This window comes from Lelliottia sp. GFLA7 (assembly GCF_056490165.1).
In genome coordinates, this window is sequence record NZ_JBWLAQ010000003.1 from 1 (window position 1) to 15903 (window position 15903).

At 54.1% G+C, this 15903-nt stretch carries 12 protein-coding genes and 1 rRNA gene; 8 read left to right on the forward strand and 5 right to left on the reverse strand.

Features of this window, described 5'->3' with window-relative positions; all coding sequences use genetic code 11:
- From rrf to aceK, 5 genes are all read left to right on the forward strand, one after another.
- Nucleotides 1-102: ribosomal RNA gene (gene rrf / locus AC07RN_RS10305) — 5S ribosomal RNA — on the forward strand; the annotation flags it as partial.
- 213 nt (nucleotides 103-315) lie between these two features.
- Nucleotides 316-1245: a homoserine O-acetyltransferase MetA gene (gene metA / locus AC07RN_RS10310; protein WP_011915480.1), complete on the forward strand. Its 930-nt coding sequence runs from the start codon at nucleotides 316-318 to the stop codon at nucleotides 1243-1245.
- A gap of 270 nt (nucleotides 1246-1515) precedes the next feature.
- The gene (aceB, locus tag AC07RN_RS10315) at nucleotides 1516-3117 is read left to right on the forward strand and encodes a malate synthase A (RefSeq protein ID WP_478336299.1); all 1602 of its coding nucleotides are present in this window, start codon (nucleotides 1516-1518) and stop codon (nucleotides 3115-3117) included.
- A gap of 32 nt (nucleotides 3118-3149) precedes the next feature.
- Complete coding sequence (aceA, locus tag AC07RN_RS10320) at nucleotides 3150-4454, forward strand: isocitrate lyase (RefSeq protein ID WP_478336300.1); 1305 nt, start codon at nucleotides 3150-3152, stop codon at nucleotides 4452-4454.
- Between the two features lie 43 nt (nucleotides 4455-4497).
- Nucleotides 4498-6219, forward strand: a complete 1722-nt coding sequence (gene aceK / locus AC07RN_RS10325; protein ID WP_478336301.1) for a bifunctional isocitrate dehydrogenase kinase/phosphatase — start codon at nucleotides 4498-4500, stop codon at nucleotides 6217-6219.
- 182 nt (nucleotides 6220-6401) lie between these two features.
- On the opposite strand, the gene iclR is transcribed toward aceK, so the two are convergent.
- Entirely contained in the window at nucleotides 6402-7229 is an 828-nt protein-coding gene (gene iclR / locus AC07RN_RS10330; protein ID WP_478336302.1) for a glyoxylate bypass operon transcriptional repressor IclR, read from the reverse strand.
- A 194-nt stretch (nucleotides 7230-7423) separates the two neighbouring features.
- Between iclR and metH the strand changes: the two genes are divergently transcribed.
- Complete coding sequence (gene metH, locus AC07RN_RS10335; protein ID WP_478336303.1) at nucleotides 7424-11107, forward strand: methionine synthase; 3684 nt, start codon at nucleotides 7424-7426, stop codon at nucleotides 11105-11107.
- A 175-nt stretch (nucleotides 11108-11282) separates the two neighbouring features.
- Complete coding sequence (locus AC07RN_RS10340; RefSeq protein WP_011915486.1) at nucleotides 11283-12914, forward strand: Na/Pi cotransporter family protein; 1632 nt, start codon at nucleotides 11283-11285, stop codon at nucleotides 12912-12914.
- On the opposite strand, the gene AC07RN_RS10345 is transcribed toward AC07RN_RS10340, so the two are convergent.
- Together AC07RN_RS10345 and AC07RN_RS10350 are read right to left on the reverse strand one after the other, a co-directional pair.
- Nucleotides 12911-13198, reverse strand: coding sequence for an addiction module antidote protein (locus AC07RN_RS10345; RefSeq protein WP_478336304.1), 288 nt, complete (start codon nucleotides 13196-13198; stop codon nucleotides 12911-12913). The two genes, AC07RN_RS10340 and AC07RN_RS10345, sit on opposite strands and share 4 nt — an antisense overlap.
- Nucleotides 13191-13508, reverse strand: coding sequence for a type II toxin-antitoxin system RelE/ParE family toxin (locus AC07RN_RS10350; protein WP_235134500.1), 318 nt, complete (start codon nucleotides 13506-13508; stop codon nucleotides 13191-13193). Before AC07RN_RS10350 ends, AC07RN_RS10345 begins: the two co-directional genes overlap by 8 nt.
- A 189-nt stretch (nucleotides 13509-13697) precedes the next feature.
- Between AC07RN_RS10350 and rluF the strand changes: the two genes are divergently transcribed.
- Nucleotides 13698-14567 carry a 23S rRNA pseudouridine(2604) synthase RluF gene (rluF, locus tag AC07RN_RS10355; protein ID WP_011915489.1) on the forward strand — a complete coding sequence of 290 codons (870 nt, stop codon included), beginning with the start codon at nucleotides 13698-13700 and terminating at the stop codon, nucleotides 14565-14567.
- On the opposite strand, the gene AC07RN_RS10360 is transcribed toward rluF, so the two are convergent.
- Both AC07RN_RS10360 and panS read right to left on the reverse strand, forming a co-directional pair.
- Entirely contained in the window at nucleotides 14568-14840 is a 273-nt protein-coding gene (locus AC07RN_RS10360; protein WP_011915490.1) for a YjbD family protein, read from the reverse strand.
- Between the two features lie 62 nt (nucleotides 14841-14902).
- Nucleotides 14903-15847: a ketopantoate/pantoate/pantothenate transporter PanS gene (gene panS / locus AC07RN_RS10365; RefSeq protein ID WP_011915491.1), complete on the reverse strand. Its 945-nt coding sequence runs from the start codon at nucleotides 15845-15847 to the stop codon at nucleotides 14903-14905.
- Nucleotides 15848-15903 lie beyond the last annotated feature (56 nt).

Here is a 15903-nt window from a genome sequence, read left to right on the forward strand (position 1 = left end):
CGCGGTGGTCCCACCTGACCCCATGCCGAACTCAGAAGTGAAACGCCGTAGCGCCGATGGTAGTGTGGGGTCTCCCCATGTGAGAGTAGGGAACTGCCAGGCATCAATAAAGAAGAACCCCGGTCCGCAAGGTCCGGGGTTTTTTGCTTGTGTTTTTGTGGTGATAATGCGCAGAAAATAAGCCAATCACAATAATTCCCCTCCTTGAAACTTTCTCACCTTTCTCATACAGACTCGACATTCATATCAATCTTCGTTATTGTCAGCTATCTGGATGTCTAAACGTTTATACGTATGCTGTGAGGATCTAAGGTTATGCCGATTCGGGTGCAGGACGAGCTACCAGCCGTCAATTTTTTGCGAGAAGAAAACGTCTTTGTGATGAAGGCCTCGCGTGCGACAGGTCAGGAAATTCGTCCGCTGAAGGTCCTTATCCTCAACCTGATGCCCAAAAAAATCGAAACGGAAAACCAGTTCCTTCGCCTTCTGTCGAACTCCCCGCTGCAGGTGGATGTTCAGCTTTTACGTATCGATGCACGCGAGTCACGCAACACTCCTTCCGAGCACCTCAACAACTTTTACTGCGATTTTGAAGATATCCGTAACGATAATTTCGATGGATTGATTGTCACGGGGGCACCGCTTGGGCTGGTTGAGTTTAACGATGTCGCCTATTGGCCGCAGATCAAACAGGTGCTGGAGTGGGCTAAAGATCATGTGACTTCAACGCTGTTTGTCTGTTGGGCGGTCCAGGCGGCACTGAATATTCTTTACGGCATCCCTAAACAGACGCGTTCAGACAAGCTGTCTGGCGTCTACGAACACCATATTCTTCATCCACACGCGTTGCTGACGCGTGGTTTTGATGACTTTTTCCTGGCGCCTCATTCACGCTATGCTGATTTCCCGGCCGCACTTATTCGTGATTACACCGATCTGGAAATCCTGGCCGAGACGGAAGATGGGGATGCCTATCTCTTTGCCAGCAAAGACAAGCGTATTGCCTTTGTCACGGGGCATCCTGAATACGACGCACATACTCTGGCAAGCGAGTTTTTCCGTGATGTCGAAGCGGGCCTGAGCCCGGAAGTGCCGTACAATTATTTCCCCAAAAACGATCCGCAAATCCCTCCCAGAGCCTCCTGGCGTAGCCACGGTAATTTGCTGTTTATCAACTGGCTCAATTATTACGTCTACCAGATCACGCCATACGATCTGCGACATATGAATCCAACGCTAGAATAATTGACTGACTCGAACGATCCTAAAGCGTTTCAGCTCTCCAGATAAGGCACCTTCGGGTGCCTTTTTTATTTCCGAAATCAAAACCAACTACTTAAAAATATTTAACTTATTGTTAATCAGTTAGTTAAATACGTTTAGTAATTAAAATGGAAATTGTTTTTGATTTTAGAAAAATAATAGATAGTCTTAACTCTGCTGAGCGAAAACTGTCCAACGATCTTTCGCTCGCGCTGGATGAGTGTATTTGGATCTTTGATGAGGAGCAGCGTAATGACTCAACAAGCAACGACAGCAGACGAACTGGCCTTTAATCAGCCATACGGAGAGCAGGAAAAACAGATTTTGACGCCAGAGGCTGTCGAATTTCTCGCTGAGCTGGTCACGCGCTTCGCGCCAAAGCGTCATACGCTGCTGGCGGCGCGCATTCAGCAACAGCAGGATATTGATAACGGCAAGCTGCCTGACTTTATTTCGGAAACCGCTTCCATTCGTGAGTCAGACTGGATAATTCGCGGTATTCCTCAAGATTTGCAGGATCGTCGCGTTGAAATCACCGGCCCGGTTGAGCGCAAAATGGTGATTAACGCCATGAATGCCAACGTTAAAGTCTTTATGGCGGACTTCGAAGATTCGCTCGCACCAGACTGGCGCAAAGTGATCGAAGGCCAGATCAACCTGCGCGATGCGGTTAATGGCACGATTAGCTACACCAACGAAGCTGGGAAAATCTACCAGCTCAAGCCGGACCCTGCCGTCTTAATCTGCCGCGTACGTGGCATACATCTGCCTGAAAAACACGTTACCTGGCGTGGCGAACCGATTCCCGGCAGCCTGTTTGATTTTGCATTGTACTTCTTCCACAACTATCAAAACCTGCTGGCAAAAGGCAGTGGTCCCTATTTTTATCTGCCAAAAACCCAGTCCTGGCAGGAAGCGGCCTGGTGGAGTGAAGTGTTTAGCTATGCAGAAGATCGCTTTGATTTACCGCGCGGCACCATCAAAGCCACGCTGTTGATTGAAACCTTGCCGGCGGTATTCCAGATGGATGAGATCCTGCACGCCTTACGCGATCACATCACAGGCCTCAACTGTGGGCGCTGGGACTATATTTTCAGCTACATCAAAACCCTGAAAAATCATCCTGACCGTGTCTTACCCGACCGTCAGGCGGTCACGATGGATAAGCCTTTCCTGAACGCTTACTCGCGCTTACTGATTAAAACCTGCCACAAGCGCGGTGCATTCGCGATGGGCGGAATGGCTGCGTTTATTCCGAGCAAAGACGCCGAGCGCAACCATCAGGTGCTGAGCAAAGTGAAGGCGGACAAAGAGCTGGAAGCCCATAACGGTCACGACGGCACGTGGATTGCCCATCCAGGCCTTGCAGACACCGCATTGGAAGTCTTCAGTCGGACATTAGGCGATAACCAGAATCAGCTTTCCGTCAGCCGGGAAGACGACGCCCCTATCACCGCAGAGCAACTCCTGGCGCCCTGCGAAGGCGAACGTACTGAAGCAGGTATGCGCGCAAATATTCGTGTCGCCGTGCAGTACATCGAAGCGTGGATTTCGGGTAACGGCTGCGTACCGATTTACGGTCTGATGGAAGATGCCGCGACGGCCGAGATTTCCCGGACCTCTATCTGGCAATGGATTCATCACCAGAAGACCCTCAGCAACGGCAAACCGGTAACGAAATCGCTGTTCCGCCAGATGCTGGGCGAAGAGTTGATGACTATCCAGGACGAGCTGGGCGAACACCGCTTTAGCAGTGGTCGTTTCGATGACGCCGCGCGTCTGATGGAACAAATCACCACCTCAGACGAATTAATCGACTTCCTCACTCTGCCAGGTTATCGCCTGCTTGCATAAATCCACCTCATAACAATACGGAGCATCTGCACATGAAAACGCGTACCCAACAGATCGAAGAATTACAAAAAGAGTGGACACAGCCGCGCTGGGAAGGCATTGAACGCCCGTACAGCGCAGAGGAAGTGGTGAAATTACGCGGCTCAGTCAATCCGGAATGCACGCTGGCACAGCTTGGCGCGGCCAAAATGTGGCGTCTGCTGCACGGTGAATCGAAAAAAGGGTACATCAATAGCCTCGGTGCGCTGACGGGCGGCCAGGCGTTACAGCAGGCGAAAGCGGGAATCGAAGCGGTCTATCTTTCCGGCTGGCAGGTGGCGGCTGATGCTAATTTGGCGTCCAGCATGTACCCGGATCAATCGCTCTATCCGGCTAACTCCGTGCCGTCGGTTGTCGATCGGATCAACAACACGTTTCGTCGTGCCGATCAGATCCAGTGGTCTTCGGGGATTGAGCCGAACGATCCGCGTTATGTCGATTATTTCCTGCCGATCGTCGCCGATGCAGAAGCCGGTTTTGGCGGCGTGCTGAACGCGTTTGAGCTGATGAAATCCATGATTGAAGCCGGTGCAGCGGCGGTTCACTTTGAAGATCAGCTGGCGTCCGTGAAGAAGTGCGGGCATATGGGCGGCAAAGTCCTGGTGCCGACTCAGGAGGCCATTCAGAAACTGGTCGCCGCGCGTCTGGCGGCAGATGTATTGGGTGTCCCGACGCTGGTTATCGCCCGTACCGATGCCGATGCCGCTGACCTGATCACCTCCGACTGCGATCCTTACGACAGCGAATTCATTACCGGCGAGCGCACCAGCGAAGGTTTCTATCGTACTCATGCGGGTATCGAGCAGGCCATCAGCCGTGGCCTGGCTTATGCGCCGTATGCAGACCTTGTGTGGTGTGAAACCTCCACGCCAGATCTGGCGCTGGCAAAACGCTTTGCCGATGCTATCCATGCCAAATACCCTGGCAAACTGCTGGCCTACAACTGCTCGCCATCGTTTAACTGGCAGAAAAATCTGGATGACAACACCATCGCCAGCTTCCAGCAGCAGCTCTCTGAGATGGGCTACAAATATCAATTTATTACGCTCGCGGGCATTCACAGCATGTGGTTCAACATGTTCGACCTGGCGCATGCCTACGCGCAGGGTGAAGGCATGCGCCACTATGTCGAAAAAGTGCAGCAGCCAGAATTTGCATCGAGCCAAAAAGGCTACACCTTTGCCTCTCATCAGCAAGAAGTTGGAACGGGCTACTTCGACAAAGTCACCACCATCATTCAGGGCGGCGCCTCATCCGTCACCGCCTTGACCGGCTCGACCGAAGAATCACAGTTCTAACCGCATTTTTCCCTCTCCCTCCGGGAGGGGGCGAGGGAAAACTATGTCGCGTGGTCTGGAATTACTGATTGCACAAACCATTCTGCAGGGCTTCGATGCGCAGTATGGTCGTTTTCTGGAAGTCACTTCAGGCGCACAACAGCGCTTTGAACACGCCGACTGGCACGCCGTGCAGCAGGCGATGAAGCAGCGTATCCACCTTTACGACCACCATGTCGGCCTCGTGGTGGAACAGTTACGTTGTATCACCGAGGGCAAAAGCACCGACGTCGATTTTCTGCTGCGTGTGAAAGAGCACTACACCCATTTATTACCGGATTACCCGCGCTTCGAGATTGCGGAGAGCTTTTTCAACTCCGTCTATTGTCGGTTATTTGACCACCGCTCGTTATCTCCTGAGCGGTTATTTATTTTCAGTTCTCAGCCGGCGCGCCGCTTTCGGGCGATCCCTCGTCCGTTAGCAAAGGATTTTTTCCCCGAAAAGGGCTGGGAAAAGGCCCTCAACAACGTGTTGTCGGACTTAGCCCTGCGGCTGCCCTGGCAGAATAAAACGCGGGATGTCGGCTACATCTCGGCGCATCTGGTCGAAACCCTTGGTGAAGAGACGTTACGCCACAGCCACTTACAAGTCGCAAACGAGCTATTTTTCCGCAATAAAGCGGCATGGCTGGTTGGCAAACTCATCACACCCGATGCCACACTCCCTTTTTTGCTGCCGATTCATCGCTCTGATGACGGCGAACTGTTTGTCGATACCTGCCTGACGACGAGCGCTGAGGCCAGCATTGTCTTTGGTTTCGCCCGCTCGTATTTCATGGTCTATGCCCCGTTTCCCGCCGCGCTGGTCGAATGGCTACGTGAAATTTTACCCGTCAAAACCACCGCCGAACTCTACATGGCGATTGGGTGCCAAAAGCACGCTAAAACCGAAAGCTATCGCGAGTATTTGCACTACATCACCAGCACTGATGAGCAGTTTATCGAAGCGCCGGGTATCCGCGGGATGGTGATGCTGGTGTTCACGCTGCCAGGTTTTGACCGCGTGTTTAAAGTCATTAAAGATCAGTTTGCACCACAAAAAGAGATGACGGCAGCGCACGTTCGCGCCTGCTATCAGCTGGTGAAAGAGCACGATCGCGTCGGGCGTATGGCGGACACGCAAGAGTTTGAAAACTTTGTGCTGGATAAGCGCCAGATCGACCCCACGCTGATGGCGCTCCTGCTTCAGGAAGCGCCGGGTAAAATTACCGATCTAGGCGATAAAATTGCTATCAGCCATCTTTATATTGAACGTCGCATGGTGCCGCTGAATATCTGGCTGGAGCAGGTTGAGGGGGCGCAATTACGTGATGCGATTGAAGAGTACGGGAACGCGATCCGCCAGCTTGCCGCCGCCAATATTTTCCCAGGCGACATGCTGTTTAAAAACTTTGGCGTGACCCGTCACGGGCGCGTGGTGTTCTACGATTACGACGAAATTTGCTACATGACCGAGGTGAATTTCCGCACCATTCCAGCGGCAAGATATCCAGAGGATGAACTCGCCAGCGAGCCGTGGTACAGCGTCTCACCCGGTGATGTTTTCCCTGAGGAGTTTCGCCACTGGCTCTGCGCCGACCCGCGCATCGGACCGCTCTTTGAAGAGATGCACGACGATCTGTTCCGCGCCGATTACTGGCGCAGTCTGCAAACGCGCATCAAAGAGGGGCATGTCGAAGATGTGTACGCGTACCGCAAACGGCAGCGCTTTTGCCTGCGAGGATAAAGTAAACGGCAACCCGGTTGCCGTTTTAAGTGTTTTCTCTCGCTCCCCGTGGGAGAGGGCCGGGGTGAGGGCATCAGACTGCACAGGCTCAAAGCAAAACGTCAATCTGGTTGCCGTTTTAAGTGTTTTCTCCCTCTCCCGGTGGGAGAGGGTTGGGGTGAGGGCATCAGACAGCAAAAACCTTAACGACTCCCGCCATAGGCTAGCGTCACTTCTTTGGCCGCTTTAATCACCAGCGCACCCAACTCCGTTACGCTATCGTCAGTGACGCGTGAAATCGGTCCGGAAATTGAGATCGCGGCAAACGGCTCGCGATGCTCATCAAAAATACACGCCGCGATGCAGCGCAGGCCAAGTGCGTGCTCTTCATCGTCAAACGAGTAGCCGCGTTTGCGGGTCTGGGCTAAATCTTCTTTTAGATGTACCGGTGAAACCAGGGTGGCATGCGTATAAGCATGCAGCCCTTTACGATGCAGCAGGCCAGTGACTTGCTCCTCACTCAACTGCGACAGGAACGCTTTTCCCGCGCCAGAAGCGTGCATGGGCAGCTTGCCGCCAATCGGCGCAGACATACGCATCAGCTGCGTACATTGTACCTGGTCGATAATAATCGCCTGATGATCGCTCTGGTCCAACACCGCCAGATTGACCGTCTCGCCGGAGTCTTCCATTAGCTTGCGCAGAATCGGATGCACAATCGCCAGCAAATTACGGCTCTGCAGGAAACTGCTGCCGACGATAAACGCATGCGCGCCCACCGACCAGTGCCCGAGCTCGCCAACCTGACGGACAAAACCCAACTGCTGCATGGTAGTCAGCAGACGATGGGTTGTGGAGTTCGGTAAGCCCGCCTGCTGCGCCAGCTCGGTTAACGCTACGCTGCTGTGCGATTCGGCTATCCATTCCAGCAGCTTTAATCCACGCGTCAAAGACTGGACCTGACCCGCAGGCTGAGCGGTGGTGGTGGCAGCAGGTTTTCTGCCGCGTTTTGCGGGAACGGTAGCAACCATAGCGAGCTCCTTTTTCTGTATCGTGGAAATCATTTTCGTTTTATTTGGTGATTTTGCAACCGTTATCCTGACTGATCGGATGAGTGATAGTGAACATGTCTCATGTTAACGCTGTGTGACTTCTCCGCTCTGTCAGATTATGCCAGTATGGATGACTGGCCTGGTGGCCTGGGTGAGCGTTGTCGGGAGCAAGTGTGAGCAGCAAAATAGAGCAACTGCGTGCGCAGTTAAACGAACGAATTCTGGTGCTGGACGGCGGCATGGGCACCATGATCCAAAGCTACCGTCTGAGCGAAGACGATTTCCGCGGCGAACGTTTCGCCGACTGGCCCTGCGACCTGAAAGGCAACAATGACCTGCTGGTGCTCAGTAAACCTGACGTCATTGCGGCGATTCATCACGCCTATTTTGAGGCGGGTGCAGACATAGTCGAAACCAACACGTTTAACTCGACCACCATCGCCATGGCCGATTACCAGATGGAATCCCTGTCGGCGGAAATCAACTTCACCGCGGCAAAGCTGGCGCGCGCCTGCGCTGACGAATGGACCGCGCGAACGCCGGAAAAACCCCGCTATGTGGCCGGCGTTCTGGGGCCGACTAACCGTACCGCGTCAATTTCACCAGACGTTAACGACCCTGCTTTCCGTAACGTCACCTTTGATCAACTGGTGGCCGCGTATCGTGAATCGACCAAAGCGCTGGTGGAAGGCGGTTCCGATCTGATCATGATCGAAACGGTCTTCGATACGCTCAATGCCAAAGCCGCCATCTTCGCCGTAAAAGAAGAGATGGAAGCGCTGGGCGTTGATTTGCCGATCATGGTTTCGGGCACCATTACCGACGCCTCCGGGCGTACGCTCTCCGGGCAGACAACCGAAGCGTTTTACAACTCCCTGCGCCACGCGGATGCGCTGACCTTCGGCCTGAACTGTGCGTTGGGGCCTGACGAACTGCGTCAGTACGTCCAGGAACTTTCACGTATCGCCGATTGCTACGTCACCGCGCACCCCAATGCGGGCCTGCCAAACGCTTTTGGGGAATACGATCTTGATGCGGTGACCATGGCAGCGCAAATTCGTGAATGGGCCGAGTCCGGCTTCCTGAATATTGTTGGCGGCTGCTGCGGCACCACGCCAGAACATATCGCCGCAATGAGTCACGCCGTAGCGGGCTTGCCGCCGCGCAAGCTGCCGGATCTGCCGGTGGCCTGTCGTCTGGCGGGTCTTGAACCGCTGACCATCAGCAAAGAGAGCCTGTTTGTGAACGTCGGTGAACGAACTAACGTCACCGGCTCTGCCAAATTCAAACGGCTGATCAAAGAAGAGAAATACAACGAAGCGCTGGACGTTGCGCGTCAACAGGTCGAAAGCGGCGCGCAGATCATCGACATCAACATGGATGAAGGGATGCTCGACGCCGAAGCGGCGATGGTGCGTTTCCTGAATTTGATTGCCGGTGAGCCAGACATCGCCCGCGTGCCGATCATGATTGACTCCTCAAAATGGGACGTCATCGAAAAAGGGCTGAAGTGCATTCAGGGTAAAGGCATCGTTAACTCCATCTCGATGAAAGAGGGCGTTGAGCCGTTTATCCACCACGCTAAAAAGGTGCGTCGCTACGGCGCGGCAGTCGTGGTCATGGCCTTTGATGAAGTCGGTCAGGCGGATACGCGCGAGCGCAAAATTGAGATTTGCCGCCGCGCCTACAAGATCTTGACCGAAGAGGTCGGCTTCCCGCCGGAAGACATTATTTTCGACCCGAATATTTTCGCCGTCGCGACCGGTATCGAAGAGCACAACAACTATGCGCAGGATTTTATTGGCGCGTGTGAAGACATCAAACGCGAGCTGCCGCATGCGCTGATCTCCGGCGGCGTTTCCAACGTGTCGTTCTCGTTCCGTGGCAACGACCCGGTGCGTGAGGCGATCCACGCCGTATTCCTCTACTACGCGATTCGCAACGGGATGGACATGGGCATCGTCAACGCCGGACAGCTGGCGATTTACGATGACTTGCCTGCCGAGCTGCGCGAGGGTGTGGAAGATGTCATTTTAAACCGTCGCGATGACGCCACCGAACGCATGCTGGATCTGGCAGAAAAATATCGCGGCAGTAAAGCCGATGAAAGCGCCAATATTCAGCAGGCGGAATGGCGCGCCTGGGATGTGAAAAAACGTCTGGAATATTCGCTGGTCAAAGGGATCACCGAGTTTATCGAGCTGGACACCGAAGAAGCGCGCCAGCAGGCTGCACGCCCTATCGAAGTGATTGAAGGGCCGCTGATGGACGGCATGAACGTGGTGGGCGATCTGTTCAGCGAGGGAAAAATGTTCCTGCCGCAGGTGGTGAAATCTGCGCGTGTGATGAAGCAAGCCGTGGCCTATCTCGAGCCTTACATTGAGGCCAGCAAAGAAAAAAGTTCCAGCAACGGCAAGATGGTGATCGCCACCGTGAAGGGCGATGTGCACGACATCGGCAAAAATATCGTCGGCGTGGTGCTGCAGTGTAATAACTACGAAATCATCGATTTAGGCGTGATGGTTCCGGCAGATAAAATTCTCAAAACTGCGCGGGAAGTGAATGCCGATCTGATTGGCTTGTCCGGGTTGATCACCCCGTCGCTCGACGAAATGGTTAACGTGGCAAAAGAGATGGAACGCCAGGGCTTTACCATTCCGCTGCTGATTGGCGGGGCGACCACCTCAAAAGCGCATACGGCGGTCAAAATCGAGCAGAACTACAGCGGACCGACGATCTACGTGCAGAACGCTTCACGCACCGTTGGCGTGGTGTCTGCACTGCTGTCCGACACGCAACGCGATGATTTTGTGACGAGAACGCGCAAAGAGTACGACACCGTGCGTATCCAGCATGCGCGTAAAAAGCCGCGTACACCGCCGGTGACGCTTGCCGCCGCGCGCGAAAACGATCTGGCATTCGACTGGTCAAGCTATACGCCGCCCGTGGCGCACCGTTTGGGCGTGCAGGACGTCACCGCCAGCATCGAAACGCTGCGTAATTACATCGACTGGACGCCGTTCTTCATGACCTGGTCGCTGGCCGGGAAATACCCGCGCATCCTCGAGGATGATGTGGTGGGCGAAGAAGCCCAGCGCTTGTTCAAAGATGCCAACGATATGCTCGACCAGCTAAGTGCAGAAAAAACGCTGAATCCGCGCGGTGTGGTTGGCCTGTTCCCGGCTAATCGCGTGGGCGATGACATCGAAATTTATCGTGATGAAACCCGCACCAACGTGCTGGCGGTCAGCCGTCATCTGCGCCAGCAAACTGAAAAAGTCGGGTTTGCGAACTACTGCCTGGCCGATTTTGTCGCGCCTAAACTGAGCGGCAAAGCGGACTACATTGGCGCGTTTGCCGTCACCGGGGGCCTTGAAGAAGACGCCCTCGCTGATGCCTTTGAAGCACAGCACGATGATTACAACAAAATCATGGTTAAAGCGATTTCTGACCGACTGGCCGAAGCCTTCGCGGAATATCTGCATGAGCGCGTGCGCAAAGTGCACTGGGGTTATGCTCCGAACGAAAACCTCAGCAATGAGGAGCTGATTCGCGAGAACTACCAGGGTATTCGCCCGGCGCCTGGCTATCCGGCGTGCCCTGAACACACCGAGAAAGGGACGATCTGGCAACTTCTGGATGTCGAAACCCATACCGGCATGAAGCTGACGGAATCCTTCGCCATGTGGCCCGGCGCGTCCGTTTCGGGCTGGTATTTCAGCCATCCTGACAGCAAATATTACGCGGTCGCACAGATTCAACGCGATCAGGTGGAAGACTACGCCATGCGTAAAGGGATGAGCGTCTCAGAAGTGGAGCGCTGGTTAGCGCCAAATCTGGGCTACGACGCGGATTAACCTGCTGACTTGCCAGACCTAAATCACTTTTTCTTACAACATACAGGGCGCTCATGAGGCGCCCTGTCTCTTTCTTACGTTTAAAGCCTTATACTGGAAGAAGGTCTCTCCTGGCGTAATAAAAATGCGGGGAGAGAACCAAAGGAACACATAACGATAAGGAGAACCCACTTCCGTGCTGACACTGTTACACCTGCTTTCTGCCGTCGCTCTCCTGGTATGGGGCACCCATATTGTTCGTACCGGGGTGATGCGTGTGTTTGGCGCACGCTTACGGACCGTCCTCAGCCGCAGCGTTGAGAAGAAACCGCTCGCCTTTTGTGCGGGTATTGGCGTCACCGCGCTTGTGCAAAGCAGCAATGCGACCACGATGCTCGTCACCTCGTTTGTGGCGCAAGACCTTGTCGCGCTGACGCCCGCGCTGGTTATCGTCTTGGGCGCGGACGTGGGGACCGCGCTGATGGCGCGCGTGTTAACCTTCGATCTCTCCTGGCTCTCGCCGCTACTGATTTTCATCGGCGTGATCTTCTTTTTAGGACGCAAACAGACGCGCGAAGGCCAGCTTGGGCGCGTGGGCATTGGCCTCGGGCTGATCCTGCTGGCGCTGGAGTTGATTGTTCAGGCCGTAACGCCGATTACTCAGGCTAACGGCGTGCAGGTGATTTTTGCTTCGCTGACCGGCGACATCATGCTCGATGCGCTAATTGGCGCGGTCTTCGCCATCATCAGTTACTCCAGCCTGGCGGCGGTATTGCTGACTGCTACCCTGACGGCGGCGGGGGCGATTTCGTTCCCGGTGGCGCTGTGTCTGGTGATCGGCGCAAACCTCGGCTCGGGGCTGCTGGCGATGCTGAACAACAGCGGAGCCAACGCCGCCGCCCGCCGTGTGGCGCTCGGCAGTCTGCTGTTTAAGCTGGTGGGCAGCCTGATTATTCTGCCATTTGTGCATCCGCTGGCGAACGCGATGGACAATCTTCCTTTACCGAAAGCCGAGCTGGTTATCTACTTCCACGTTTTCTACAACCTGGTGCGCTGCGTGGCGATGGTGCCCTTCGCCGGGCCAATGGCGCGGTTCTGCAAACGAATGATACGCGATGAGCCAGAGCTCGACGCACGCCTGAAGCCGAAACACCTGGACACCTCCGCACTGGATACGCCTGCGCTGGCACTGGCTAACGCCGCGCGCGAGACGCTGCGTATTGGCGATGCGATGGAGACGATGCTGGATGGCCTGAAAAAGGTCATGCACGGTGAGCCGCGCGAAGAAAAAGAGTTGCGTAAGGTGGCTGATGATATCAACGTGCTTTATACCGCCATCAAACTCTATCTGGCGCGCATGCCTCAGGACGAACTGGCCGAGGAGGAATCCCGCCGCTGGGCGGAGATTATCGAGATGTCGCTAAACCTTGAGCAGGCATCCGATATCGTCGAGCGTATGGGCAGCGAAATTGCCGATAAATCGCTGGCGGCCCGCCGGGCATTTTCCCTCGAAGGGGTGGCTGAACTGGACGCATTGCAGGAACTGTTGCTTAACAACCTGAAGCTGGCGATGTCCGTCTTCTTCTCCGGCGATGTGCCCAGCGCACGCCGTTTGCGCCGGAATAAACACCGCTTCCGTATCCTCAATCGCCGCTACTCGCATGCGCACGTTGACCGCCTGCATCAGCAAAACGTGCAAAGTATTGAAACCAGCTCTCTGCACCTGGGGCTGCTCGGCGACATGAAGCGTCTCAACTCGCTGTTTTGCTCCGTGGCCTACAGCGTGATGGAACAGCCGGACGAAGATGATGAAAGGGATGATTATTAATCTTCGGCACTTTTGATCGTCAATCCAAGACCCAGCGCTTTCATAACGGCAAGTGTGGTTTTAAGCGTTGGGTTACCCTTTTCACTAAAAGAGCGGTACAGCTGTTCGCGAGACAAACCCGTTTGTGACGCAATCGTAGACATTCCTTTTGCGCGGGCAACGACCCCTAATGCTTGAGCAATGTAGGCAGAATCGCCAGTTTCTAGCGCATCAGCCATGAATACGCTAATTTCATCATCATTGATAAGCGCCCTGGCAGGATCGTAATGAGTGAGTTCAATCATGGTGTGTAAACTCCCGGTGTTTGAGTGACCTTGCGAGTGTCTTTGCCAGAATGATGTCTTTATCCTGACTGTTTTTATTGCCGCCACTGAGCAAAATGATCAGTGTGTTTCCCTGCGATTTAAAATAGATCCGGTAACCCGGGCCGTAATGAATTCGTAGCTCGCTGATACCTTCTCCGACAGGTCTTACATCACCAGGCAGCCCATTCGCCAGGCGGAATAAACGTGCTGCAATGAGTGTCTTGGCACGCGGATCGTTTACGTTTTGCTCCCAGCGACGGAAGGATTCTGTTTGAACAATCTCCTTCATACTACTCCGTGTTGTTTTTAAACTACAGCATCAGTTTGACGAGAGGAAGAAAACTAGAAGGTGTTCGTAGGGGAGTAAATGACAAACGTGGAGATCTTGAAAGCGCGCCGCAAACTCGACTGAGATATTGGTGGCTAATCTTTTTACCAGCCGCAACCTAAGGTATATTTCGCCTATAAAGGAGAAATTATGCTGCCCAACCAATCAACCCGATTAAACAAATACATTAGCGAGAGTGGGATTTGCTCGCGCCGCGAAGCTGACCGCTACATCGAGCAGGGTAACGTGTTTATCAATGGTAAACGCGCGGCTATCGGCGATCAGGTCGCTCCTGGCGATGTGGTCAAAGTGAATGGTCAGTTGATCGAGCCTAGAAACGAAGAAGACCTGGTGTTTATCGCGTTGAACAAACCGGTTGGCATTGTCAGCACCACGGAAGATGGCGAGCGCGACAATATCGTGGATTTCGTTAACCACAGCAGCCGTATCTTCCCGATTGGTCGTCTCGATAAAGATTCACAGGGGCTGATTTTCCTCACTAACCACGGCGATCTCGTCAACAAAATCCTGCGTGCGGGTAACGACCACGAAAAAGAGTATGTGGTCACGGTTAATAAACCGATCACCGACGATTTTATTCGTGGAATGGGTGCTGGCGTCCCGATTCTGGGCACCGTCACCAAGAAGTGTAAAGTCAAAAAAGAGGCGCCGTTTGCGTTTCGCATTACGCTGGTTCAGGGGTTAAACCGACAGATTCGTCGCATGTGTGAGCACTTTGGCTTTGAAGTCACAAAGCTGGAACGCACACGTATTATGAACGTTAGCCTTTCGGGTATCCCGCTCGGGGAATGGCGCGATTTGAACGGTGATGAACTGATTGAGCTGTTTAAGCTCATCGAAAATTCGTCGTCTGACGCGAAGCCAAAGACGAAGGCCAAACCGAAAACTCAGGGCATTAAGCGGCCTGTTGTGAACGCACCGGCCTCCGCCGAAAAAGAACGCAACAAGCCAGCCGGAAAGCGTTTTGTTCAGCCTGGCCGCAAAAAGAAAGGGCGCTAATTAGCGCCTTCCACGTGGTGCAGTATTGGCTGACCAGGAAAATGTTGATTCGGTGTCGGGTTTAAATGCCTGCGCTTTTTTGACTTTGCGGGCTTTTTTGGCCTCAACTTCTCGCTGAGCCATCAGTTTGTCGATGTACTCTTTTTTGACCTGATTGGTCTCGGCGTTGGTCAGCGTACGTCCATGAGCGATGCGCGCGCGATCGAGCAGGGTTTTCAGCTCGCGCTGTTCGCTTTCCGTCATGTCTTTCTGGGTCAATCTCGGTGTAGCCATCGCTGAAGCCTCCTGTAATAGAGGCTTCAGTGTAAAGCAAGCCAGACCTGGCGCGAAGCGAATTAACCCTCTTTCACCCCATCTTTCTTGTGTTGTTGTTCAATGGGTTTCCCTGACCAGTAGCCCGCCAGCAACGATCCAGACAGATTATGCCACACCGAGAACAATGCGCCTGGCAGTGCCGCGAGCGGGGAGAAGTAAATTTTACCCAGCGCGGCAGCCAAACCCGAGTTCTGCATTCCGACTTCTATCGCCAGCGTGCGGCAGGTAGATTCGTCAAAGCCAAACAGTTTTCCGCCCCAGTAACCGCCCAGCAGGCCAATGGTGTTATGCAGGATCACCGCGATGATGACCACAAAACCGACAGAGGCGATGTGCGAGGCTGAACCCGCGACCACGGCGCTGATAATCGCCAGAATACACGCCATGGAAAAGGCGGGCAGATACGGCTCAACGGCCTTCACCACGCGCGGGAACAGATGGTGAATCACCAGGCCTAGCGCAATCGGAATGACCACGATTTGCAGAATCGAGAGCAGCATCCCCATCACATCAACTTGAATATGTGCATCAACGTACAGACGCGTCAGCAACGGCGTAGCGACCACGCCCACCAGTGTCGAAACGGATGAAATGGTGACAGACAGCGCCACATCGCCTTTGGCCAGATAGATCATCACGTTCGACGCCGTGCCGCTGGCGACGCTGCCGACCAAAACCATACCCGCGGATAAGTCCGGCGGCATCTTAAATGCGATCGCCAGCAGCCAGGCGGCCAGCGGCATCACCAGATAGTGCAGGAAAATGCCCGCCGCGACGGGCGCAGGGCGCGACAGCACGCGCTTAAAGTCGTCGATTTTCAGGTGCACACCCATGCCGAGCATAATCAGCATCAGCAGCGTGGTGACCCACGGGCCGATTGGGGTGAACGTCGTTGGCGTGTAATAAGCGAGCACAGAGAGTAGCAGCGCCCATAACGGGAACAGCCGGGTGATGGCGGATAACATAGTCTTTCCTTGCGATTTTAGTGTGTTGTTTAGTTATAAAAAAAGCCGGGTCTGTG

Coding starts and splice junctions, on each gene's coding strand:
- metA (WP_011915480.1), top strand. CDS start 316: ATGCCGATTCGGGTGCAGGACGAGCTACCAGCCGTCAATTTTTTGCGA.
- rluF (WP_011915489.1), top strand. CDS start 13,698: ATGCTGCCCAACCAATCAACCCGATTAAACAAATACATTAGCGAGAGT.
- aceK (WP_478336301.1), top strand. CDS start 4,498: ATGTCGCGTGGTCTGGAATTACTGATTGCACAAACCATTCTGCAGGGC.
- AC07RN_RS10360 (WP_011915490.1), bottom strand. CDS start 14,840: ATGGCTACACCGAGATTGACCCAGAAAGACATGACGGAAAGCGAACAG.
- iclR (WP_478336302.1), bottom strand. CDS start 7,229: ATGGTTGCTACCGTTCCCGCAAAACGCGGCAGAAAACCTGCTGCCACC.
- AC07RN_RS10345 (WP_478336304.1), bottom strand. CDS start 13,198: ATGATTGAACTCACTCATTACGATCCTGCCAGGGCGCTTATCAATGAT.
- aceB (WP_478336299.1), top strand. CDS start 1,516: ATGACTCAACAAGCAACGACAGCAGACGAACTGGCCTTTAATCAGCCA.
- aceA (WP_478336300.1), top strand. CDS start 3,150: ATGAAAACGCGTACCCAACAGATCGAAGAATTACAAAAAGAGTGGACA.
- panS (WP_011915491.1), bottom strand. CDS start 15,847: ATGTTATCCGCCATCACCCGGCTGTTCCCGTTATGGGCGCTGCTACTC.
- AC07RN_RS10350 (WP_235134500.1), bottom strand. CDS start 13,508: ATGAAGGAGATTGTTCAAACAGAATCCTTCCGTCGCTGGGAGCAAAAC.